The 22,401-nt window shown below is 43.2% G+C and carries 23 protein-coding genes; 19 read left to right on the top strand and 4 right to left on the bottom strand.

The genetic code is table 11. From position 1 onward, the window contains the following. Positions 1–15 precede the first annotated feature (15 nt). Positions 16–1,257: a lipoprotein-releasing ABC transporter permease subunit gene (locus JHD44_RS02035; RefSeq protein WP_199460595.1), complete on the top strand. Its 1,242-nt coding sequence runs from the start codon at positions 16–18 to the stop codon at positions 1,255–1,257. Next, complete coding sequence (locus tag JHD44_RS02030; protein ID WP_199460593.1) at positions 1,250–1,933, top strand: ABC transporter ATP-binding protein; 684 nt, start codon at positions 1,250–1,252, stop codon at positions 1,931–1,933. The genes JHD44_RS02035 and JHD44_RS02030 overlap by 8 nt, the downstream gene beginning before the upstream one ends. 46 nt (positions 1,934–1,979) lie before the next feature. Here the strand turns inward: JHD44_RS02030 and JHD44_RS02025 are convergent, their stop codons facing one another. Then, the gene (locus JHD44_RS02025) at positions 1,980–2,501 is read right to left on the bottom strand and encodes a DUF2062 domain-containing protein (RefSeq protein ID WP_199460591.1); all 522 of its coding nucleotides are present in this window, start codon (positions 2,499–2,501) and stop codon (positions 1,980–1,982) included. A gap of 170 nt (positions 2,502–2,671) precedes the next feature. On the opposite strand from JHD44_RS02025, the gene JHD44_RS02020 reads away from it, so the two are divergent. The 9 genes from JHD44_RS02020 (at position 2,672) to katG (ending at position 11,453) form a co-directional block, all read left to right on the top strand. Beyond that, the gene (locus tag JHD44_RS02020; protein ID WP_199460589.1) at positions 2,672–4,345 is read left to right on the top strand and encodes a ComEC/Rec2 family competence protein; all 1,674 of its coding nucleotides are present in this window, start codon (positions 2,672–2,674) and stop codon (positions 4,343–4,345) included. Then, on the top strand, positions 4,329–4,940 hold the full coding sequence (locus JHD44_RS02015) for a MotA/TolQ/ExbB proton channel family protein (RefSeq protein ID WP_199460587.1): 612 nt from the start codon (positions 4,329–4,331) through the stop codon (positions 4,938–4,940). The genes JHD44_RS02020 and JHD44_RS02015 overlap by 17 nt, the downstream gene beginning before the upstream one ends. Positions 4,941–4,952: 12 nt before the next feature. Next, positions 4,953–5,375, top strand: a complete 423-nt coding sequence (locus tag JHD44_RS02010; protein WP_199460585.1) for an ExbD/TolR family protein — start codon at positions 4,953–4,955, stop codon at positions 5,373–5,375. Beyond that, a complete protein-coding gene (gene lpxK, locus JHD44_RS02005; protein ID WP_199460583.1) occupies positions 5,372–6,382 on the top strand; it encodes a tetraacyldisaccharide 4'-kinase in 1,011 nt (336 codons plus the stop codon). Before JHD44_RS02010 ends, lpxK begins: the two co-directional genes overlap by 4 nt. Before the next feature lie 13 nt (positions 6,383–6,395). Continuing rightward, positions 6,396–6,584, top strand: a complete 189-nt coding sequence (locus tag JHD44_RS02000) for a Trm112 family protein (RefSeq protein WP_199460581.1) — start codon at positions 6,396–6,398, stop codon at positions 6,582–6,584. A gap of 4 nt (positions 6,585–6,588) precedes the next feature. Beyond that, positions 6,589–7,044, top strand: a complete 456-nt coding sequence (locus JHD44_RS01995) for a low molecular weight protein-tyrosine-phosphatase (protein ID WP_199460579.1) — start codon at positions 6,589–6,591, stop codon at positions 7,042–7,044. Next, positions 7,037–8,083 carry a UDP-N-acetylmuramate dehydrogenase gene (gene murB / locus JHD44_RS01990; protein ID WP_199460577.1) on the top strand — a complete coding sequence of 349 codons (1,047 nt, stop codon included), beginning with the start codon at positions 7,037–7,039 and terminating at the stop codon, positions 8,081–8,083. The genes JHD44_RS01995 and murB overlap by 8 nt, the downstream gene beginning before the upstream one ends. Then, on the top strand, positions 8,080–8,880 hold the full coding sequence (gene murI / locus JHD44_RS01985; protein WP_199460575.1) for a glutamate racemase: 801 nt from the start codon (positions 8,080–8,082) through the stop codon (positions 8,878–8,880). Before murB ends, murI begins: the two co-directional genes overlap by 4 nt. Positions 8,881–9,323: 443 nt before the next feature. Further along, positions 9,324–11,453 (top strand): catalase/peroxidase HPI, encoded by a 2,130-nt coding sequence (gene katG, locus JHD44_RS01980; RefSeq protein WP_233401670.1) that lies wholly within the window; start codon positions 9,324–9,326, stop codon positions 11,451–11,453. Positions 11,454–11,617: 164 nt separating this feature from the next. Here katG and rne read toward each other — a convergent pair whose 3' ends face one another. Next, the gene (gene rne, locus JHD44_RS01975; protein ID WP_199460571.1) at positions 11,618–14,800 is read right to left on the bottom strand and encodes a ribonuclease E; all 3,183 of its coding nucleotides are present in this window, start codon (positions 14,798–14,800) and stop codon (positions 11,618–11,620) included. A 429-nt stretch (positions 14,801–15,229) separates the two neighbouring features. On the opposite strand from rne, the gene rluC reads away from it, so the two are divergent. Further along, positions 15,230–16,201 (top strand): 23S rRNA pseudouridine(955/2504/2580) synthase RluC, encoded by a 972-nt coding sequence (rluC, locus tag JHD44_RS01970; protein WP_199460569.1) that lies wholly within the window; start codon positions 15,230–15,232, stop codon positions 16,199–16,201. Between the two features lie 78 nt (positions 16,202–16,279). Here rluC and JHD44_RS01965 read toward each other — a convergent pair whose 3' ends face one another. Continuing rightward, positions 16,280–16,687 (bottom strand): MaoC family dehydratase, encoded by a 408-nt coding sequence (locus tag JHD44_RS01965; RefSeq protein ID WP_199460567.1) that lies wholly within the window; start codon positions 16,685–16,687, stop codon positions 16,280–16,282. A gap of 132 nt (positions 16,688–16,819) precedes the next feature. On the opposite strand from JHD44_RS01965, the gene JHD44_RS01960 reads away from it, so the two are divergent. Continuing rightward, positions 16,820–17,821 carry a S49 family peptidase gene (locus JHD44_RS01960; RefSeq protein ID WP_199460565.1) on the top strand — a complete coding sequence of 334 codons (1,002 nt, stop codon included), beginning with the start codon at positions 16,820–16,822 and terminating at the stop codon, positions 17,819–17,821. A gap of 61 nt (positions 17,822–17,882) precedes the next feature. On the opposite strand, the gene JHD44_RS01955 is transcribed toward JHD44_RS01960, so the two are convergent. Then, the gene (locus JHD44_RS01955; protein ID WP_199460563.1) at positions 17,883–18,470 is read right to left on the bottom strand and encodes a Maf family protein; all 588 of its coding nucleotides are present in this window, start codon (positions 18,468–18,470) and stop codon (positions 17,883–17,885) included. A gap of 113 nt (positions 18,471–18,583) precedes the next feature. On the opposite strand from JHD44_RS01955, the gene JHD44_RS01950 reads away from it, so the two are divergent. The 6 genes from JHD44_RS01950 (at position 18,584) to acpP (ending at position 22,326) form a co-directional block, all read left to right on the top strand. After that, entirely contained in the window at positions 18,584–19,135 is a 552-nt protein-coding gene (locus JHD44_RS01950; RefSeq protein WP_233401630.1) for a YceD family protein, read from the top strand. An 11-nt stretch (positions 19,136–19,146) separates the two neighbouring features. Then, a complete protein-coding gene (gene rpmF / locus JHD44_RS01945; RefSeq protein ID WP_067209547.1) occupies positions 19,147–19,326 on the top strand; it encodes a 50S ribosomal protein L32 in 180 nt (59 codons plus the stop codon). A 12-nt stretch (positions 19,327–19,338) separates the two neighbouring features. Continuing rightward, positions 19,339–20,289, top strand: coding sequence for a fatty acid synthesis protein (locus JHD44_RS01940; RefSeq protein WP_199460561.1), 951 nt, complete (start codon positions 19,339–19,341; stop codon positions 20,287–20,289). Then, a complete protein-coding gene (fabD, locus tag JHD44_RS01935) occupies positions 20,286–21,212 on the top strand; it encodes an ACP S-malonyltransferase (RefSeq protein ID WP_199460559.1) in 927 nt (308 codons plus the stop codon). The genes JHD44_RS01940 and fabD overlap by 4 nt, the downstream gene beginning before the upstream one ends. 19 nt (positions 21,213–21,231) lie before the next feature. Continuing rightward, a complete protein-coding gene (gene fabG, locus JHD44_RS01930; RefSeq protein ID WP_199460557.1) occupies positions 21,232–21,957 on the top strand; it encodes a 3-oxoacyl-ACP reductase FabG in 726 nt (241 codons plus the stop codon). A 135-nt stretch (positions 21,958–22,092) separates the two neighbouring features. Next, positions 22,093–22,326, top strand: coding sequence for an acyl carrier protein (gene acpP, locus JHD44_RS01925; RefSeq protein WP_055462884.1), 234 nt, complete (start codon positions 22,093–22,095; stop codon positions 22,324–22,326). Positions 22,327–22,401: the final 75 nt, after the last annotated feature.

Below are 22,401 nucleotides of genomic sequence, written 5' to 3'. Positions count from 1 at the left end.
ATGGACGCATGTTGTATGAATTTATTGCCTGTCAAAATTGGTTTGCGTTATGCACGTGCTAAACGTGCCAATCACTTTATTTCTTTTATAAGTTTCTCATCTATTGCGGGTATTGCATTAGGCGTGGCTGTTCTGATTACAGTGTTATCTGTGATGAATGGTTTCGATCGAGAGCTGCGTCAACGAATTCTCGGAATGGTGCCTCACGCAACAGTGTGGGGGGCACCAACATTAGTATCTTGGCATGAGACCGCAGAGCAAGTGGCTAAAATGCCTGGTGTAAAAGCCGTCGCACCTCATATTCAAGCACAAGTTATGTTTCAATCTGCCCGTGGTGTTCATGGGGCACTTCTAAATGGAATTAATCCGCAATTGGAGGCGAAGGTGTCTATTTTGCCTGAACATATGTCCTCAGGAAATTTAGAAGATCTAAAGGCGGGTGACTTTGGTATTGTCTTAGGCGAACAGCTGGCACGTATTCTTGGTGTTCGTATAGGTGATAAAGTCACGGCTCTAATGCCAAAAGCTAATGTTTCTATTGCTGGCATTACGCCCACACTTAAGCGATTCACTCTTGTTGGTACTTTCAAAGTGGGGGCCGAATTAGACTCAAGTTTGGCTTATATCAATATAAAAGATGCCGCTAGATTGAAGCGATATGAGGCGGATGATGTTGAGGCTTTACGTATAGCATTTGATAACTTATTTGATGCGCCAACATTAATCTGGGACATTGCGCGTGCTATTCCAGGCCAAAATAAAGTGAGCGATTGGACTCGAACCCACGGCAATTTATTTCAGGCGATTAAAATGGAAAAAACCATGATAGGTTTGCTTCTTTTGTTAATCGTTGCGGTGGCTGCTTTTAATATAGTCTCTACTTTGGTGATGGTTGTTACCGATAAAAGAACAGACATTGCCATACTAAGAACGATGGGGCTAACCTCAGCTCAAGTAATGTGGGTGTTTGTGGTGCAGGGTATTTTTATTGGGTTGCTAGGTACTCTGATTGGGCTGGCATTAGGAGTAACAGCGGCACTTAATGTAAGCGATGCTATTGCGTGGCTTGAGGGTGTTCTGGGTATACAGTTTTTAAGTGGAGATGTGTATTTCATTAACTATTTACCGTCTCAACTCGAGTGGCAAGATGTAAGGGTTATTGTTACCGCTGCGTTTTTTATGACAGTGTTGGCAACGTTATACCCTGCTTGGCGTGCCTCCAAAGTTGATCCAGCTGAGGCGTTACGTTATGAATAGTATAGTTTTATCAAGTCACGACCTAAGTAAGCAGTATCGCGATGGTAAGCGTGACGTTCAAGTGTTTGAGAAAATCGATTTTGAACTACGTCAAGGAGAGGCTGTTGCTATTGTTGGTAGCTCTGGGTCGGGGAAAACAACTTTGCTCAACTTATTAGCTGGATTGGATAAAGCATCTCAAGGTAGTGTTGAAATAGATGGGATTGCTTGGCATTCTTTAAGTGACTCTAAACGCTCGAAACTGAGAAATGAAAAGCTTGGCTTTGTGTATCAATTTCATCACCTTTTGCCTGAGTTTAGTGCTTTAGAAAATGTCATGATGCCCCTGCTAATTGCAGGTGATAACACGGCTAAAGCGAAAGGTATAGCAACGCAACTGTTAACTGAAGTGGGATTATCTTCACGTTTAACACACAGACCATCCCAGTTGTCTGGGGGAGAGCGTCAACGTGTTGCCATTGCAAGAGCGCTAGCGCAAAATCCAGCATGCGTGTTAATGGATGAACCCACAGGCAATCTAGATGAAACAACTTCTCTAGAGATACAGGATTTAATTTTACGCTTGAAGCGCGAAAAAAATATGGCTTTCTTAGTCGTTACCCATGATGAGAAAATGTTAAGTTGGATGGATCGTGCTTATCGATTAAGCAATAGAACACTTGAAAAGATCGAGTGATTTTTAATGAGAGCTAGGCCGCATATTGGTCATGCAGCTTAGCTTTCTAAAGAGTTGAGTGGTTTCTTTTTTTGCGGTTTTTCCAGCGCTTGATGACGTGTAATCGCCATAGTAATAGAATCGATGCATAACCAATGCCCCCTACAACAAACCCTGCCACGGCAGAGCCAACGTAAAGTGGTAACCATATATGCTCAATTTGCTTCCAAATCCACTCAACAGACATATGGAACTCTGAGTCAATTCCTTTGCCTACTATCCAAGTGCCTATCAAGTAGTTGACATAAAATACGACAGGCATTGTAAGCGGGTTGGTGATCCAAACCAGTGCGATTGATAGTGGGATGTTAGCGCGCAGTGGAATGGCAAACAGTGCAGACACAACCATTTGGAATGGCATTGGAATTGCAGCCCAAAACAAACCATTCCAAAACGCTTTGGCAACAGAGCGTCTTGACAAGTGCCAAAGATCAGCTTCGTATATTTGTGAACCGAGTAACTTAAGAGCTTTGCTCTGTTTTAGTTTCTCTGGATGTGGAACAAACTTCTTCAGATAACGCTTTGGCATAATAACTACTTAAGGCTACAAATGGACAGGGAGGTCCAATGTTGCTTTTGAATATTTGCTTGCTTGTGGCAGCTGTTTTAACACCACCCTCTCTACGGTGGCTGTATTCTACGCATTTGATCTTGTTATGTCTCTATCAAATCTTTCGTAAAGATTGGCGTGGACTAATCTTGATTTCAATTTCCTTAGTTTCTCTGATAATCAACAATATTTGGCAAGAGAAATTAACAACGACAAACCTATTTTATATTTCTGTTTCAGAGCAATGCTGGTTTTCACCAACGGTGACTGAGTCGCTCAATATATTGGTTAAAACTGCTTATGCCAGCCATAAGTACGCTTTGTGCCAGGAAGGAGGTGAGCGTGAATCTAGCATCAAAGTAAAACCAAACTTCGCAGATCCCTTTGGAGACTATCGGCAGCGTCTTGCTTTCGCGAAGCATGTCGATGCGCTGGTTATTCTGTATGGAAATTCTTTTGAGAAAAAAGCTGACATGGAAGCGTTAACAAAGCTTCCAAGTTGGCGTTTTGCTTACTCGATTGTAAAGGGAGATCGTTCAACATGGAGTCAACGAGACCGGTGGTTGATTAATTATTTTGGTATAACGCATCTGTTTGTTGTGTCGGGCTTGCATATAGGATTTGTGTGCATCTTAGCCCTTTCTTTAAGTCAGTGTATTTGGAAGGTATTAACGAACTATAGTCTCCTTTTAAGCTTTAGGCGTGCTCATCTAGATATCTTAATAGCGTCCCCTATGGTTTTTGGCTATGCCATTTGGAGTGGTGCAGGGGAGCCCGTGATACGGGCAGCATTTATGGTGCTAGTTGTTTTAAGTGTCAGGGGGTGTGGTCTTCAGACTAGTGTTTTTAAGGTTTTGCAATGTTGCGGTTGGGGGATGCTGCTGTATTGGCCTGGGAAAATTCTTGATCCATCTTTTTGGTTGTCGTTTTCATTTGTGGCGTTGATTTGCTTGCTTGTAAACCGAATCGCAGAGAATCAATTTAAATTAAAATTTTTGAAGATGCAGTTTCTATTGTCGGCATTTGCAATGTTGCTATTGTTCGGTTGGCAAGATGAATTAAGTGTTTTGACTATCCTCATCAATTTAGTAATGGTGCCATTTGTCGCATTTGTATGGTTTCCAATTACTTGGCTGGCCTTACTGGAATATTCGTTTTTTCAAAGTACTAAGCTTTATGAGGTGTTTGACTGGCTAATGGTTCTTAGCTACTCATGGCTTGAGCCTTTCATTTTTAGAGGTCCATCGCTTTTGCTGCAGCAAAACCCTTCCACCTGGTTGAAGTTGTTATTGTTGGTGCTGGCTTACTATTTTGTTTTATGGCTGCCATCTAAAAGAGGGTGGGTAGGTCTGTTAGTCGTTTTTTTTGTGCCATTAGTATTTACACAAGAAAGTCAGTTCAAGCGTGTCTGGAACATTGATGCAAACCTTACTTTTAACGAGTGGGTGGAAGATGGCCGCAGTTACTACTTTCATTCGTCTAGGGTAAGTAGAATTGATCAAATGGTATTTGTTCTTAACCCATCAGACACGCATTTAGCTCAAGCTGCGATAAGAGAGAATTGGCAATATGTGGTGCTACTTAACTCTCGTATAGATGAACAAGAATTGCTTCGCTCAATGGGAGTTAAAGTTTTAACAATTCGGGAAGGGGAACGAGTGTACTTCCGGTTCTCTAATGGTCTATGGAAGGTGCACTCATCAGATTGTTATCATTTATTAAATGTTTGGAAAACAGTTGCTTGCGAGAATGCAGAATTACTAGAGAGTGTGTTAAATTACTCTGCATTGGAAACAGGAGGTCTCGGTGTTAGAGCTTTTTAAATCAGGTGGTCCGTTCATGTGGCCATTATTGTTGTGTTCGATTCTTACGCTTGCGATCATTCTTGAGCGGTTTTGGACATTGCGTGGTAATCGTGTTGCACCGAGGGCCTTATTGGCCGATGTGATGGCTCGTTTACGTGAAGATCGTATGACATTAGAGTACATAAGATCTATGCAGGCTCAATCTGGGCTAAGCTCGATTCTTGCAGCTGGGTTATTAAGCTCCAAGCACGGAAGAAGAGCAATGAAGGAAAGTATTCAAGAGGCTGCGAACCATGTAATTCATGAGTTAGAGCGTTTTATGAGTACGTTAGGAACGATTGCTGCGATTGCTCCTCTAGTTGGTCTACTTGGCACGGTTGTCGGTATGATTAAAGTGTTTAATGTTCTAATGGAGCAGGGTGCAGGCAATACTCAATTGCTGGCAGGCGGTATTTCTGAGGCTTTATTAACCACTGCTGCGGGGCTACTAGTTGCAATTCCTGCCTTGGCTTTCCATCGTTATTTCGCCAGACGAATTGATGAGTTGGTTGTCAATATGGAACAACAGTCAACCAAGTTAATCGACGTTTTGAATGCGGATGGCAAAGAATAACAGGGGGATAGATTGAAGTTTCGTAGACAGAAGATTGAAGATGTCCACATCAATCTAACGCCCTTGATTGATGTGGTATTTTTACTATTGATTTTTTTCATGGTCAGTACCACGTTCAAACAAACCACGGACTTAACCATTGATTTGCCAACAGCAGCAAATGGCGCACCATCTGTGACGACTCTTGATCCTGTCGAGGTTACCATTACTAAAGATGGTCGATTTGTGATCAATGGGCAAACGTTAATTAATGAAAGAGTGGCTACTCTTGTTCAGGGTCTTAAAGAAACGTTTTCAGACAACTTTGATCGTCCACTGATTATCACGGCTGATGCTAATGCTTCTTATGAAATGGTGATGAAGGTGTATGATGCCGCATCGCAGCTAGGCGTCACCAAGTTAGCTCATACCGCTCAACGTGAGGATGTTCAGTGAGCTTGGAGAATGCTTTGACCAAGTCTTGGTATAGAAGGCTTGGTTGGACTTGGGTGTTGTGTCCTCTATTGTTTATTACTGCACCTATCGTCTTTTCAAAACGACGCACTTTCTTAAAGCATCGTAATACCCAAGCTTATCGTTCTAGATATCCCGTTATTGTAGTGGGCAACATTACGGTAGGCGGGACAGGTAAATCCCCTATGGTGATTGCTTTATGCTCCTTCCTTAAGTCAAAGGGGTGGAATCCTGGAGTAATAACAAGAGGTCACAAGCGCGAAACCAACGCTGCTGTGTTGGTTTCAGAGGCTTCCAGTGCGCTTGAAGTAGGGGATGAGCCTCTTATGCTAGCGCGTCGTACAGGTTGCCCAATTTCAGTATCAAGTAATAGAGCACTTGCTATTAAGATGCTTGAGGAATTAGATAACGTCGATATTATAATAAGTGATGATGGGTTACAGCATTACGCCATAGATCGAGATATTGAGATTGTGATGGTTGATTCTCAGAGGGGGCTAGGTAATAAGCAACTTTTGCCAGTAGGTCCACTTCGTGAGCCTGCACATCGTCTGTCAGAGGTAGATTGTGTGTTTTCAATCAATCAGTTGCCGTTAGTCAATTGCAGTGCTCCTGTGTTTTCAGGACCTATAAAACTCACTCAGATAAGGCACATAAAGGAACACCAGAAATTCAGCCCTCTTACTTCGCTTCACTCAGGGGCTTGGCATGTTGTTGCAGGAATTGGAAATCCTAGTCGCTTTTGGGATGCCTTACTCGAATTTGGCTTATCTAAAGCGTCTAAGTTTACTTACTTTTCTGATCACCATCAGTTTAAAAGAGAAGACTTGCCAGATTCAGAGCGCGTTATCATGACTGAAAAGGATGCAGTAAAAGTAGAGGCATTTGCTAAGAGCTCTGATGAGTGGTGGTATGCCTCGGCTGAATTGTTACTTCCTGAGAATTTTAAGCAGTTTATTACGAGACGATTGTCTCAATTATCCAAGTAGAAGATTTTAACTTATGAATAAAGCACTATTAGAAATTTTAGTTTGTCCGGTTACAAAAGCTCCATTGACGCTAAGTGAAGATGGTTCAGAGCTAATCAGTAAAGTGGGAGGAATGGCTTATCCAGTGCGTGATGGTATTCCGGTTTTGCTTGAAACTGAAGCGCGAACTCTTAAAGCAGAAGAGCGTTTAGACGATAAGTAAACCGATGAAAATTCTTACAGTCTGTCTTGGTAACATTTGCCGTTCTCCTGCAGCTCAGGGTATTTTGGAGTATATTGCTGAAGTTCGCTCTATCCCTGTAACGATAGACTCAGCCGGTACTGCTGCTTATCACATAGGAAATCAGCCTGATCAAAGGTCTATTAAGGCATTAAAGGAAATTGGTATCGATATTAGTACGCAACGTGCTAGAAAAGTGTGTACGCAGGATTTTTACGATTTTGATTGGATTCTTGTAATGGATAGACAGAATCTATCGAACTTGATGGAGATTATGCCAACTGATGCCAGCGCGAGAGTAGTAATGTTTGGTGAATTTGATGGGACAGCTCAGTATGGCGAGGTATCTGATCCATACTATGGGCGAGAAGCGGGTTTTACTCTTATGAGAGAGCATTTAGTTCAAATTGCTGAAGACTTTTTCGGTAAGCATTATGAATAAGCTCGAGACCGAGTTGTCGATTCCTTCCATTGTTAAAACAGGTGCCTCTCTTAAACCGTTTAACACTTTTTCTTTTGATTATGCTGCACAATATTTTGCCATCGTACACTCTGAAATAGAGTTGTTCGAGGTAATCTGTTGGGCCAATAGCAATGACCTTTCGGTAACAATTTTAGGCGGAGGCAGTAATCTCTTAATTCAGGGAGATATTGATGGCTTGGTCATTGTTAATAAAATTATTGGCCGTGAAATACTGCATGACTTAGCAGACACTGTTACCGTGCAATTCGCAGCAGGAGAGGTGTGGCATGACTGTGTTACTTGGGCTGTTGATCAAGGCCTTGGTGGAATAGAAAACTTAGCCCTAATTCCTGGCTCTGCTGGTGCTGCGCCGGTTCAGAATATAGGTGCTTATGGTGTTGAAATAAAAGATATTTTACAGACTGTAAAAGTTCTTGATCGGAGAAGTTTGGAAATCAAATACTTCGATGCTCACGATTGTGATTTTGGCTATCGTGATTCTCTTTTTAAACATGAGTGGAAAGAGCTGTACATTATTTTGGCCATAGAGCTCAGGCTCGAAAAAACACCTAAGTTAAACCTTTCTTATGGTGGCCTGAATAAACTGCTTGGAGCGGATTCAACAGTCAGAGAGGTTTATGATTGTGTATGCAAAATCCGATCTGAAAAGCTTCCAAACCCTGAGAAATTATCTAATTCAGGCAGTTTTTTTAAAAACCCCATAGTTACAAATGAACATTATGCGCAATTGAAAATGAAGTACCCTGATATTGTGGCTTTTCCTTATGGCGATTCATGGAAACTTGCAGCAGGTTGGATGAATGACAAGGCTGGGTGGAAAGGGGTTCGTAGGGATGGCGTTGGTGTTTATGACAAGCAAGCTTTAGTGCTGGTGAACTTTAACTGTGACAAGGCGGATGCGCTGTTGCAATTAGAAAGAGACATAAAATCTTCTATCAATGGGCTGTTTGATGTGCAGCTTGAGCGTGAGCCTATTCTGCTTGGTACTAATGAATGAGCATAAAAATTGGAGTGATGGACTCGGGAGCTGGTGGTTTAACAATTCTTAGATCAATACATCATGCCATACCTCATGCTGAGCTCCTTTATTTTGCAGATCAGGCAAATGCACCATATGGCAGTAAAAGTGATCACTTTATTACAAATCGTCTAATTTCTATTGCAAAATATTTTAGAGAGCAGCAATGTGATGTGATGGTTGTTGCGTGTAATACCGCTACGGTAGCAGGAATTAGCGCTTTAAGGGCAGAGTTAATTTTGCCTATTATTGGTGTGGAGCCTGCGGTAAAGCCCGCATGTCTTAACAGTCACCGAAAGCATATTTCGGTGTTAGCAACATTAGCTACTAGCAAAAGTCAGCGCTTAAATGAACTGATTGAAAATTGGCGTTTTGATACATCTGTCCAAGTAATTTCAAGTCCCTCCTTGGCGTCACTTATTGATGAAATGCCAGAATCACACGAGCAGATCTTGCAGGAGTTAGATAGGCTATCTCGGTTAATTAAAGTGCATAAGTCGGATGCCCTGGTGCTGGCGTGCACGCATTACCCACTTATTAAGGAAATGTTCTCTGATGTACTGCCTGGCGTCCAGATAGTTGAACCCAGTCAGGGTGTGACGGCGCAAGTTCGTAGGGTTTTGAGTTGTCTAAAGCCAGGCTCATTAGAGAGCGTAACAATAAAAGGCCAAGGGCCAGTCAGTTTGTTCACCAATGGTAGAGAAGGTTTTCAAAGCTGTCTTAAGTTCTGGTCCACAAGCTTAACTTTGGTAAAGCTAAGCTATCTTGATATTTAGTTACGCTCCTCTGATTGCAAATGGCTACAGTGTCTTCTCTTCGAATAATTCTTCGACTCTCTTAACTCTTCCATTCATTTTATCTAGTTGAATCGATTTTAAAGCCGTCGTCTGCAATTTTTGACTGGTACTTCCTTCTTCTCATTAATAGATAATGAGATGCAAATCTGATGGTTTGTGCTGTTTGGTTGATTATAAGTATGTGTTAAAGCTATTTTGTAATTGTCAAAAGCTATTAGATTGATTTCAAAACAATATTTTATTAATTTTTCGCGCTGTTATAGTCTTTATCTTAAGCAACGCTTCTAATAAGCATGATCTTTAAGCTTAAGTTATTACGTAACAAATAATGTTCTATGCTTGTCGTTGCGCCTAAGAAAATAAATTATAAGGAGTTTGATGTGAGCCAAAGTAACAATACTTCAGCAGGTAAATGTCCAGTAATGCATGGTAGTCATACATTATCTGGTTCGTCTAACACAGATTGGTGGCCAAATGCTCTTAACTTGGACATTCTTCATCAGCATGATACAAAAACTAATCCTTTAGGTGGCGACTTTAATTATCGCGAAGAATTAAAGAAACTAGATGTTGAAGCGCTAAAGAGCGATCTTCGTGAATTGTTAAGTACAAGCCAAGATTGGTGGCCTGCTGATCACGGCTTCTACGGTGGTATGATGGCCCGCGTTGCTTGGCATGCTGCAGGCTCGTACCGCTTGCAAGACGGTCGTGGTGGCGCAAGTACTGGTAATCAACGTTTTGCTCCTTTAAATAGCTGGCCTGATAACGCTAATACAGATAAAGGTCGTCGTATTCTTTGGCCGATAAAAAAGAAATACGGTAATAAAATCTCATGGGCAGATCTCATGATATTTGCTGGTACGGTTGCATACGAAATGGCGGGGCTAAAAACTTACGGTTTTGCCTTTGGTCGTGAAGATATTTGGCATCCTGAAAAAGATATTTACTGGGGTGCAGAACGTGAGTGGTTAGCGCCTTCAGATACTCGTTATGAAGCAGTTGAAAAGCCTGACACTATGGAAAACCCATTGTCAGCTGTTCAAATGGGCCTTATTTATGTAAACCCAGAAGGCGTTAATGGCAACCCCGATCCACAGGCAACCGCTCATCAGATTCGTGAAACATTTGCTCGAATGGCAATGAATGATGAAGAGACCGTTGCATTAACAGCTGGTGGCCACACCATTGGTAAGAGTCATGGTGGTGAATCAGCGGATAACGTTGGGCCAGCGCCTGAAGATGCCGATATTGCAGATCAAGGATTAGGCTGGATGCCTAAAGGTAAGCGTGGAATTGGTCGCAATGTTGTTGCTGGTGGGCCAGAAGGAGCGTGGACAACGGATCCTACTAAATGGGATATGGGCTTCTTCGATATGCTATTTGGGCATGAGTGGGAACTAACTAAATCTCCTGCCGGTGCCAAGCAATGGAAGCCTGTAAACATCAAAGAAGAAGATATGCCTACTGATGCAGAAGATTCAAGCATTCGAGTTATGCCTCTGATGACTGACGCAGATATGGCAATGAAAGTAGACCCTATTTATAACGAAATTTGTCAGAAGTTCATGGCTGATCCAGAGTACTTTTCGCAAACGTTTGCTAAGGCTTGGTTCAAGCTTACTCACCGAGACTTAGGACCAAAATCTCGATATGTTGGTCCAGATGCACCGGAAGAAGACTTGATTTGGCAAGATCCAATCCCAAAGGGCGCTACTCATTACGACATTGGTCACTTGAAATCGCTCATAGCTAACAGTGGCTTGAGTATTCAAGATATGATTAATACTGCATGGGACAGTGCTCGTACATTCCGAGGTTCAGATAACCGAGGTGGTGCAAATGGTGCACGTATTCGTTTGGCACCACAAAAAGATTGGCTAGGAAACGAGCCGGAAAGGTTGCAACGAGTTTTAGCCATCCTTGAGCCTTTGGCAGAACAAGTTGGTGCTTCAGTAGCTGATACTATTGTCTTGGCTGGTAACGTAGGTGTTGAAATGGCAGCTAAAGCTGCTGGAGTAAATGTTTCTGTACCGTTTGAGCCTGGTCGTGGTGATGCGACTGATGAGATGACCGATGCCGAATCGTTTGAAGTACTTGAGCCACTTGCTGATGGCTTCAGGAACTTTATCAAGAAAGATTATATTCCTGCGCCAGAAGAAATGCTTTTAGATAGAGCGCAATTAATGGGACTGACAGCCCCAGAAATGACGGTATTAGTCGGTGGCTTACGTGTTATTGGTGCGAATTATGGTGGCAGCAAGCACGGTGTATTTACCGATAAAGTAGGTGTGCTTTCTACTGACTTTTTTGACGTGCTAACAGACATGTCATACAAATGGGAGCCTGCTAGTAAGTCTCATTACAATATTGTTGATCGCGTCTCAGGGGAAAACAAATACACTGCGACTCGCGTAGATTTAGTATTTGGTTCCAACTCGATTCTTCGTGCATACGCTGAGGTTTATGCGCAGGATGATAATAATGAAAAATTTGTCAATGACTTTGTAAGCGCTTGGGTCAAAGTCATGAATGCTGACAGATTTGATGTGTAATAGTAAAGTACATTAAGTAATACGTTATAGCCATTTAAAACGCCTCAGTTAAAGTATGAGGCGTTTTTTTTTGAAGGGTGTAATGACAAGCTATTATTGAGTACTAAGAAATAAAAAGGCCTATCGAGTTGCTCGATAGGCCTTTGTCTGTATTAAAGCAAAAGTTACTCTTCTGAAGTTTCTACTTGGCTTTCTGTAGCTGGTTCAGGTTGGCGTGATAAACGAGGATCGTTTTTGACGCGACCAGATCGACGTTGGCGTCGTTGCTGAGCAGCTTGCTCTCGTTTTTCAAGCAACTCTTGTTTAGCTTTTTCCTGCTGCTCAATAAGCGCTTTAGGAAGCTCAACAGGTGCTTTTTGCTCTGTTGCAGGTTTGTTGACTTTTTTGCCGCGAATAGGGCGAGGTTGTCGAACTTTTTTGCCTGTTTCAGTTGCTTTAACTTGTTCAGATGAGTCAGTAGTATCAGCTTGTTCTGACTTAGCTTCATTCAGAATAGGTGTTTCTAATTCTGATGTGTCTTCAGCAAGAGGTTCTTCTGAGTTCTCAGTTGTTGCCTCTTTTGCTTTTGATGCATCTTCATGTTGAGTTATTTCAACCGAAGTATCGCTTACTGGTTTGGCTTTCTCTTCACTGATATCAGATGCATCATTAGGTTCGGCTTGTGATGTAGCTTCATCGTTTGATGTTTTATCTGAGATATGGTCAGCATTTTGAGCGGCTGCAACAGTAGGCTGGGCTTTCGTTACACCTGTTTCAGATGGTTGATCAGATTCTAGAGTTGCGTTTTCAGAGGCTTCTGCATCAGTGTTTTCACTGCTAGAGGATGCGGCTACTTCTTCAGTGTTATCTGGTTTGGCAATTTTGTTCATGCCAGCTTTCACAGACATTTTTGGTTTGGCAGGCTTCTCTTCAGTCGCTTCGATTTGATTAGCTTCTTCGCCTGCTGTTGCCGCAGGAGCATCTTCTTGAGATAAGGTCTCTCTAGTCGTAGTAGGCTCTGGTGTGTTGACTTCTGTTTCAGCAGAAGGTACTTCAGCAGTCTGCTCGTTAGCATTTTCCTGTGTCTCAGGTGTTGCTTTAGCCGCTTCATCAGACTTGTTACGACGTGAACGGCGAGAGCGACGTGGCTTGCGTTCAGTAGAGTTGCTTTCCTCATTACTTTGATTAGAAGCAGAAGTGTCGGCGTTTTGAGTTTGCTCAGCTGTAACTTTAGCATCTTTCGCTTCTTGATCAGCTTGAAGTTGCTGTTGTTGAGCTAATTCGACCTCGTCTTTAAGTTTACCATTACGACGCTTGTTTTCATTACGGTCACGCTTGCGCTCTTTAACTTCTGGCTCTGGTCGACGTGCTTTTACCTTAGGCACAGAATCTTTGCTTTGTGCGTCTTTATTCGTCTTTTCTCGCTGCTTATTACGATTGCTACCAGTGTCTTTATTAGACTCTTGAGCCTCTGCTTGCGCGCGACGAGACTGGCGCGTTGACTTAGGTTTCTGGTGCTCAGTGTTGTTCTGATCCTTTTGGTCCTTGTCGCTGCTTTGTCGAGAAGGACGACGATCACGCTGACGATTGCGAGATGGTTTGCGTTCATCAGAGGGCTTTTCAAAAGCCTTCTTCGTGTCTTTTTGAGGTGCCTTTTCTGCTTTCTCTGACTCTTCAGTGCTTCCGAATAATGCGTTCAATAAGCGTTTAAAGAAACCTGGTTTAGCAGTAGATTTCTTCTCAGTTTCGGTTGGTGCAGGAGCTGGAGAGGCAGGTGAAATGCTTGTCACTACCGCTTGTTGACGAGCGTTTTCATTGGCCTTTCTTGGCTCGTAAGGCGGTTGAACAGGCTCTTCAACAAGCGTGTAACTGCTGTCGTCTTGTGCGATAACTTCGTTGTCATCACGAATTCGCTCAACATGGAAGTGAGGTGTTTCCATATGAGGATTAGGTACCAAGATGATATGAACATCGTTACGCTTTTCGATTTTCGCAATATTGGTACGCTTTTCATTCAATAGGAATGTTGCTACAGATACTGGCAGAATAGCGCGAATCTGGGCGGTACGCTCTTTAGCACATTCTTCTTCAATGAGGCGTAGAACAGATAAAGCAAGTGACTCTACGTCACGGATAAATCCTTGTCCATTACAACGAGGACAAACAATACCGCTGGTTTCACCTAGTGAAGGACGAAGGCGTTGGCGTGACATTTCAAGTAAGCCGAAGCGTGAAATACGGCCAATTTGCACACGCGCCCGATCTGCTTCAAGTGCCGCTTTCATGCGGTTTTCAACTTCTTTTTGGTTGCGCACAGGCGTCATGTCGATGAAGTCGATAACAACTAGGCCACCAATGTCACGAAGACGTAATTGGCGGGCAATTTCGTCAGCTGCTTCTAAGTTGGTCTGTAGTGCTGTTTCTTCAATGTCCCCACCTTTCGTTGCGCGGGCGGAGTTGATGTCAATGGAAACGAGCGCTTCTGTTGGGTCGATTACGATCGAACCGCCTGAAGGAAGGCGAACTTCACGCTGGAAGGCTGTTTCGATCTGGGTTTCGATCTGGAAACGGTTAAAAAGTGGAGTAGGTTCTGTATACAGTTTGATGCGGTTTTTAAAGTGCGGCATCACCTGCATAACGAAGTTTAGCGCGTCTTGATAAACGTTCTTTTCGTCGATCAAAACTTCGCCAATGTCATCGCGTAAATAGTCGCGAATTGCGCGGATCACGATGTTGCTTTCTTGGTAAATCAAGAAAGGAGCAGGGCGATCAGCCGCGGCTTTTGTGATCGAATCCCAAAGTGTCTGTAGGTAATCTAAGTCCCACTGAAGCTCTTCAGTTGAGCGGCCGACACCTGCAGTACGGACAATCAAACCACCATTATCTGGAACATCAAGGCCAGACATAGCTTCTTTTAGTTGAGTTCGGTCGTCACCATCAATACGGCGTGAAATACCTCCAGCGCGAGGGTTGTTTGGCATCAAAACCAAGTAGCGACCTGCTAGGCTGACAAATGTTGTTAGCGCTGCACCCTTGTTGCCTCGCTCTTCTTTGTCAACTTGAACGATGACTTCTTGTCCCTCAGTTAGCACATCTTTAATGTTTAAACGGCCGTCTGAATTGGATTTTTTAGAGAAGTAGGTTTTTGAGATTTCTTTGAGAGGAAGGAAACCATGGCGTTCTGCGCCGTAGTCTACGAAAGCAGCTTCTAAACTAGGTTCAATACGAGTGATTTTGCCTTTATAGATATTTGCTTTTTTTTGTTCGCGAGATCCTGACTCGATATCTAGATCGTACAGGCGCTGCCCATCCACTAACGCAACGCGCAACTCTTCTTGTTGAGTTGCGTTTATTAACATTCTAATCATTAATGCTGACTCTTTCTAATGATTCGGTGAATGCTAAGTTCATGAAATGTAACGAGATTTTTGAATTGGCGGTCGCAATCAGACACAATTTAAAGGCTCGCCACAAAAGGCTAAAATCGCCATGGCGTCGCTCTTTTCTGTGTTGCTGTAATACGTATTTCAACTATCGGTCAACATGAAAGGTGCTGATCTTGAAAGCGTCTTCAATGGTAAACTGTTACACCCACGAACCGATTCACTGATTCATGCGGTTTATTATATAAAATTAACTTTTTGCTCAGAGGTAAGAAATGACCAAAGTGTCGCTTTGGTATTGGCTATTCATTCGTTACAATTACTTCTTCGAGGCTTTCTGTTGCCTCTTACCCTCTGCGGTTTTGAATATAACAGTAAAATCTAAGTGCTTCAATTACATAGGAAACCATTCTTTTGGCAGCAAGTGAAAATAATGGCGCGTCTGAGCGCCCACAGGTACGTTTTGTAACCATTGACGAGAATAATGATGGTCAACGTATCGACAACTTTCTGGTGACTTTTCTTAAAGGAGTTCCCAAGGGGAAGATTTATAACTTGCTGCGCAAGGGAGAGATTCGAGTTAATAAGAAAAGAATTAAACCGGATTTTCGCTTAAGTAACGAAGATGTCATACGTATAGCGCCGATTGTTGTGGCTCAACCATCTGATAAGCCAATGGTGGCAGAAGGTTTAAAGCAGGAGATCGAAAGTCGAATCGTATTTGAAGATAAGGGATTGATTGTGGTTAATAAACCATCAGGATTGGCTGTCCATGGTGGTAGTGGTTTAAGCTTTGGCTTGGTAGAAGTTGTTCGCCAGATGCGCCCACAGGAGAAATTTATTGAGTTGGTGCATCGTTTGGATCGTGATACTTCAGGGTTAATCATGATTGCCAAGAAACGGAGTGTACTAAAGATGCTGCATGCTGCCTTGCGTGAAAAGGAGGGCGTACAGAAAACTTATAATGCTTTAGTGTTTGGCTCTTGGCCAAAGCGGAAGTTGCAGGTCAATGCTCCGCTTCTTAAAAATGAGCTGAAATCTGGTGAGCGTGTGGTGAAGGTTCATACAGATGGTAAAGAGTCTTTAACGCGATTTAAGGTGGTTCGTAATTTTGAGGGTTACACTTTAATTGAATGTGAACCGGTCACAGGGCGTACTCATCAAATTCGTGTGCACACTCAATTTGCGGGCTACCCAATTGTTGGTGATGAAAAATATTCGCCTAATGAGGCAAATGCCGAGGCGAAACAGCTTGGTTTTAAACGTTTGTGCTTACATGCTTCTCGATTAGTGATTGATAGCTATGAGGGGCAAAAGCTTGTGCTCGAAGCGCCGATTGAAGACGCTTGGAAAGATGCGATGCAGGCTCTTCCGAGCAAATTTTGATCTCTCGTTAAGGTTTGAAAAAAAAGCCGTAGCATCAAAGTTGCTGCGGCTTTTTGGATTCTAGGCACTAATCATTGCTTATGGCAGCATGATGGTGGCTTCGCCCGTTACAACCTTCTTACCATCTACTGTGCATACTGTTTCCAATACAGCCCGACGGCGGCGTTCGTTAAGCTCTTTCACGGTTACAGTCGTTGTTACTGTTGCGCCAATAAATACAGGAGCGCGGAACTTAAGTGATTGCTCCAAATAAATACAACCAGGCCCTGGTAGTTTTGTGCCGATGGCTGCTGAAATGAAACCTGCCGTTAGCATTCCGTGAGCAATTGGCTTTTCAAAACTAGTGGTGGCAGCGTAGTCTGCATCCAGGTGAACGGGGTTGGTGTCTCCTGTTACTTGAGCAAAGGCCTGAACATCTTGTTCTGTAACAACTTTTTCAAAGCTTTCGCTTAGGCCTTCTGTTAATTCTTCGAATGAATAGCTCACTATTAAGTCCTTATTTCTGTAAATGTCGCTATGTTACACTTCAACCTGTTATAACTTAAGTGCTTCGGCATGTTGAATAGTGTATTTGTTATAAGACCTTTCATTAAAGTTGATGGGTGAGTGGAGAAGTTCATGGCGTGGAATGAAGAAGACGATAAGAAAAATGTAGAGCCCGAGGTAAAAGATCGGGAGGTTGCCTCGGCATCAAAAGATACGTCAGATGGTGTTGTTGAGGCTTTAAAAGAGGTGTTAGGGGCGCAAGTAGTTGAGCGACGCCGTACACGCCGCTGGAAAATATTTTTCCGATTTATCTACTTAATAATTTTTATTGGTGTTTTGTCTGCTGCCTTCATGAATGTTGATATGGATGAAGTGACAGTAAATGATAGTGTTGCTGTCATTCGTATGCAGGGAACGATAGGGGCGCAAAGTGAGGTGGATGCAAACGATTATGTCCCTCTTTTTGATGATATCTATGCTGATTCTCGTAATAAAGCTGTATTGATTGAGATGAATAGTCCAGGTGGAAGTCCTGTTCATGCGGGGATTTTGCATGATGTGATTATGCAATATAGACAGCAGTTTCCTTCGATACCTGTTGTTGTGGCAGTAGAGGATATGGCCGCCTCTGGCGGTTACTACATCGCATCGGCAGCAGATAAAATTGTGGTAGATAAAGCAAGTTTAGTTGGTTCTATTGGTGTTATCTCTGGTGGTTTTGAAGCCAGTGAACTGATCGAAAAGCTCGGTGTAAAACGTCGTTTATTTACTGCCGGTGAAAATAAAGGTTTCTTAGATCCATTTTCACCAATGAGCGAGCAGGCTCGTGAAAGTTGGCAGGCGGTACTGGATGAGACACATCAGCAATTTATTAATGCGGTAAAAGAAGGGCGCGGCGACCGATTAACAAATGATCCGCAGATGTTTTCTGGGATGGTGTTCACAGGAGCTCAGGCACTCGAAAATGGCTTGGCTGATGAGTTAGGATATGCTCAGAAGTTACTTAACACAGAATTCTCGGGGCTTACACCAGCTTATTATACTCCTTACCAAGAGCCGTGGGAAAAAGTGGCCAAGCAGTTAGGTGTTGAGCTATCGGCAGGCGTAAAATCTTGGCTGTATGAACTACGTTAAGTTTTGCTTCATCAAATGAATTGAAAACGGAGTTTAACGCTCCGTTTTTTATTTTTGATTGTTAGCCCAGCGGGTTCATGCCTAGTTGTCGCAGGCTTTTGCATGTTTCAATTAAAGGGAGGCCTACTAATGAGGTGGGGTCTTCTCCTTCCATTTTCTCGAACAAAGTAACACCTAGACCTTCACATTTAAAACTGCCAGCACAATCTAGTGGAGACTCAAGATCAATATATCGCTCAATTTCACATGCACTTAACTCTCGAAAAGTTACTTTAAACTCAGACAAAATGTATCGGCTTTGATGGGAGTGGGTGCTATAAGTGTAAAGTCCGGTTAAAAAAGTGACGGTTTTGCCACTGAAGTTTAGGAGTTGCTCGCAGGCTTTCTCTTTAGTGTGCGGTTTGCCAATAATAGTGCCATTAAATGTAGCGCATTGGTCTGATGTGATTAAGATGCTGGTATCGTCAAGCTGGCTTGTTAGGGCGTGAGCTTTTGCCTTAGTGATACGTTCAATGTAACTCCTCGGGGTTTCGTTTGGAAATTGGCTTTCATCGATGTCAGGAGTGAGTGTGGTGAACGGAATCTGAAGACGCTTTAAAAGGCTTTGACGGTATTTTGAAGAGGAGCCTAAGATCAATTTTTGTGTCATATGAAACTTACAGTGCCTTGATTTGTCGAAAAAATAGCTAAAAATTTGAATTGCACGAAATAATACGTAAAAAATGCCATTTATGCCTCAGTAATCTTTGACAAGAATGGTCCTTGGCAATATTATTCCCCGCCATGTTGAATGACACATTACCTAAATATTTTGACCCTCGTAAATATGCTGCTCAAGAAGTTGCATTAGAGGGGCGTTTACCACTCAGTGTATTTCCGGAGTTGAGCGCTGCTTTAGCGTCAAATGAAGGGGATGCGTTAATTCATCTAAACTTTAGAGTCGATGAAGATAGGCGCTACATTGCGACCGGATCTATTGCTGCAACCGTTCAAGTTGAGTGTCAACGATGCTTGGAAGCTGCGCCAGTTGATCTGGAGGTTGATCTATGTGTGTGCTTCGTTTATGACGAAGACCATGCTAAGAATATTCCTAGCGACTATGATCCCGTTGTCATGACCGATGGTGAGGTCGTTCTCGCTAATATGGTCGAGCAAGAGTTACTTCTCGCTTTACCTATTGTTGCCTATCACGAAGAAAGTGGTTGCAACCCAGTAGCTCTAAAGTATGCATCGTCTACCGATGACGCACCGGATGACGAAAATAAACCGAATCCATTTAGTATATTGGCCGAATTAAAGGCTAAGAAAAATTAGGAGCTCCAAAAATGGCAGTACAAAAAAGTAAAGTGACTCGTTCACGTCGCGGCCAGCGCCGTTCACACGATGCACTATCTAACCCAACTCTTTCTGTTGAACAGACTACTGGTGAACTACACCGTCGTCACCATGTTTCTGCAGACGGTTTTTACCGTGGTCGTCAAGTCGTTACTCCTAAGGGTGAGTAATTAGATACCCCAATGATTAGGGTAGCTATTGACGCTATGGGCGGGGACTTAGGTCCCCGCATTGCATTCCAAGCAACAGAAAAAATTGTTGCCGCCTTTGCGGATGTCGAGGCGTATTTCTACTTTGATTCTCAGGTATTTGAATTTCCTGATGAGTCGCCATCTTCTCGAATTATTCCTGTCGCTTGTCACGATTCCGTATCCTGTATGGAAGTTGTCGATCGCTCGTTGTTTAAACGAGTTGATGCCACAATATATCGAGCGCTATCTGATTTATCCGTTAGTCAAGCTGATGTCGTGGTGACATTTGGTAATACAGCGGCCATGGTGGCGTTGGCCCGTCATATTGTTGGTTTGCTAAGGCCAAAACTGTATCCAGCTTTAATTCGAGAGATGCGACCTAACCCATTGCGTTGTTTAGTAGATTTGGGGGCGAATGTTCATTGCCCTGCGGAAATGTTGAATGGTTTTGCCTTGCTGGGGGCTTCATATGTAGAGGCTCGCAGTGACAGTGAGGCAAATGTTGCCTTGTTAAATGTTGGTGTTGAGACCAGTAAAGGTAGCTCGGTTATCAAGGAGTGTTACCAAATGCTCTCTGATCAAAATTGGCCTAAGTTCTCAGGCTTTGCTGAGGGGTTTGAGCTTTTCGCGGGCGAGAAAAATGTAATTGTTTGTGATGGCATGGTGGGCAATGCTGTACTGAAGGCTTCCGAAGGGTTGTTTATGTTTTTGCTCTCTCAGCTGCCTAAGCATTCAATGGATACTTCTGCTATCGAGCAGCTAGTACAGGCGGAAAGTCGCCATGGTGCATGTTTAGTAGGTATTAAAGGGAATTTGGTAAAAGGTCATGGTCGGTCAGACCTTAAGGCCATGATGGGTGCGATTGAGTACGGTATTGATATAGCTCGCACGAATTTATACAAAAGAATAGAAACTAAGTTAACTCAACAGGGGGTGTTATGAACTCTTCATTAGCATTCGTGTTTCCGGGTCAGGGTTCTCAGCAATTAGGTATGCTGTCTGACTTGGCGGAAAAATACGACATTATCAAATCAACGTTTGATGAAGCATCAAAAGTCCTAGGTTACGACCTATGGGATTTGGTGCAAAACGACGCAGAATCTTTAAGTCAAACAGATAAAACTCAGCCAGCTCTTTTGACTAGTAGTGTTGCTTTGTGGCGCCTATGGGAGCAGCAAGGGGGCGAGCAGCCAGCTTATGTTGCAGGTCATAGTCTAGGTGAGTATTCAGCGTTAGTTTGCGCAGGTGTGATCGAGTTTGCCGATGCTGTTGAGCTTGTTAAATTGCGTGGTGAGTACATGCAGCAAGCTGTACCTGCAGGTGCGGGGGCGATGGCTGCTATCATTGGTTTGTCTGATGAGCAAGTGGTTGCGGCGTGTGAAGCGGTCTCTGAAGGTGTTGTCAGTGCTGTTAACTTTAACTCACCGGGGCAGGTGGTTATTGCTGGTGAAGCAGCGGCAGTAGAGCTGGCGATGGCAAATGCTAAAGAAGCGGGGGCGAAGCGCGCTTTGCCTTTGCCTGTTAGTGTGCCGTCGCATTGTAAATTGATGGTTCCTGCAGGTGAAAAACTGGCTGAGCGTTTGAATGCGATTGAATTTAAGGAGCCAGCGATTAAACTTGTGCAAAATGTCACTGCGCAGGCGGTTTCAGATGCAGTGCAGATCAAATCAAACCTTGTTTCTCAGTTAAGTGAGCCTGTTTTATGGACACAATCTATTGCCTTGCTGAATGAGCTTGGTGTAGAAAAGACTGTTGAATGTGGTCCGGGTAAGGTTTTAACAGGTCTAAACAAACGAATTGTAAAAGGTTTAGAAGCGGTAGCAATTGGAGATGTGGCAGGCTTTGAGGCTGCTACAGGAATTTAAAATTACTGGAGATAACTTGATGAGCAAGATTGCGCTAGTAACTGGTGCGACGCGAGGCATTGGTAAAGCCATCGCTGAAGCACTGGTCGCTAATGGTATGACTGTAGTGGGTACCGCAACAAGCGAGGCGGGTGCTGCAAGCATTAGCGAGTACTTAGGCGAGAACGGTAAGGGTGTGGTGCTGGACGTTTCTAATGACGAATCAGTGGATGCCGTTATCAAGCAAATCAACGAAGAGTTTGGTGCGCCGACAGTTTTGGTAAATAACGCTGGTATTACCCGTGATAACCTAATGATGCGTATGAAGATGGATGAATGGGATCAAGTGATTAACACTAACCTTACATCTGTTTTCCGCGTAACAAAAGCGTGTCTACGTGGTATGACAAAGGCTAAATTTGGTCGAATCGTAACGATTAGCTCTGTTGTTGGCTCAATGGGTAATGCTGGTCAAGCAAATTACTCAGCAGCAAAGGCTGGTCTTGAAGGGTTTAGTCGTTCATTGGCTGCTGAAATTGGTTCTCGTGGTATCACTGTTAACTGTGTTGCGCCAGGCTTTATTGCAACAGATATGACTAAAGACTTGCCTGAGGAGCATAAGGCGAACTTGGTTTCTAAAGTGCCTGCGGCGCGCCTTGGTGAGCCAACTGAAATTGCAGCAGCTGTTGCTTTCTTGACCTCTGATGCGGCAGGTTACATCACTGGTGAAACGTTACATGTCAATGGTGGTATGTACATGGCGTAATTTGAGTTGAAATTCGTAATGAATTCAACGAAAATACGTCTCCGGTTCATGATGAGAATCACGCCCGATATGGGTGTCACTAATTTTTATAATATGCTCAAAGTGAGCTATTAACGAGTAGAGTAGGAACTTCTAATGAGTAGCATTGAAGAACGCGTTAAAAAAATCGTTTGCGAACAACTAGGTGTTAAAGAGGAAGAAGTTGTGCCAGCAGCGTCTTTCGTAGACGATCTAGGTGCTGATTCCCTAGACACAGTTGAGCTTGTGATGGCTCTTGAAGAGGAATTCGACACAGAAATTCCTGATGAAGAAGCAGAGAAAATCACCACTGTACAAGCAGCAATTGATTACATCAACGCTAACTTGTAATACTCTGGTGCACTGAGTTTCCGAAAAGCCGCTCGTATTATATGTACAGCGGCTTTTCTTATTCATACCCCTATG

The sequence above is a fragment of the Marinomonas ostreistagni genome, assembly GCF_016461785.1.
Classification (GTDB): Bacteria; Pseudomonadota; Gammaproteobacteria; order Pseudomonadales; family Marinomonadaceae; genus Marinomonas; species Marinomonas ostreistagni_A.
Note: the sequence above shows the minus strand (reverse complement) of the source record. Positions and strands in the feature narration are given on the sequence as shown.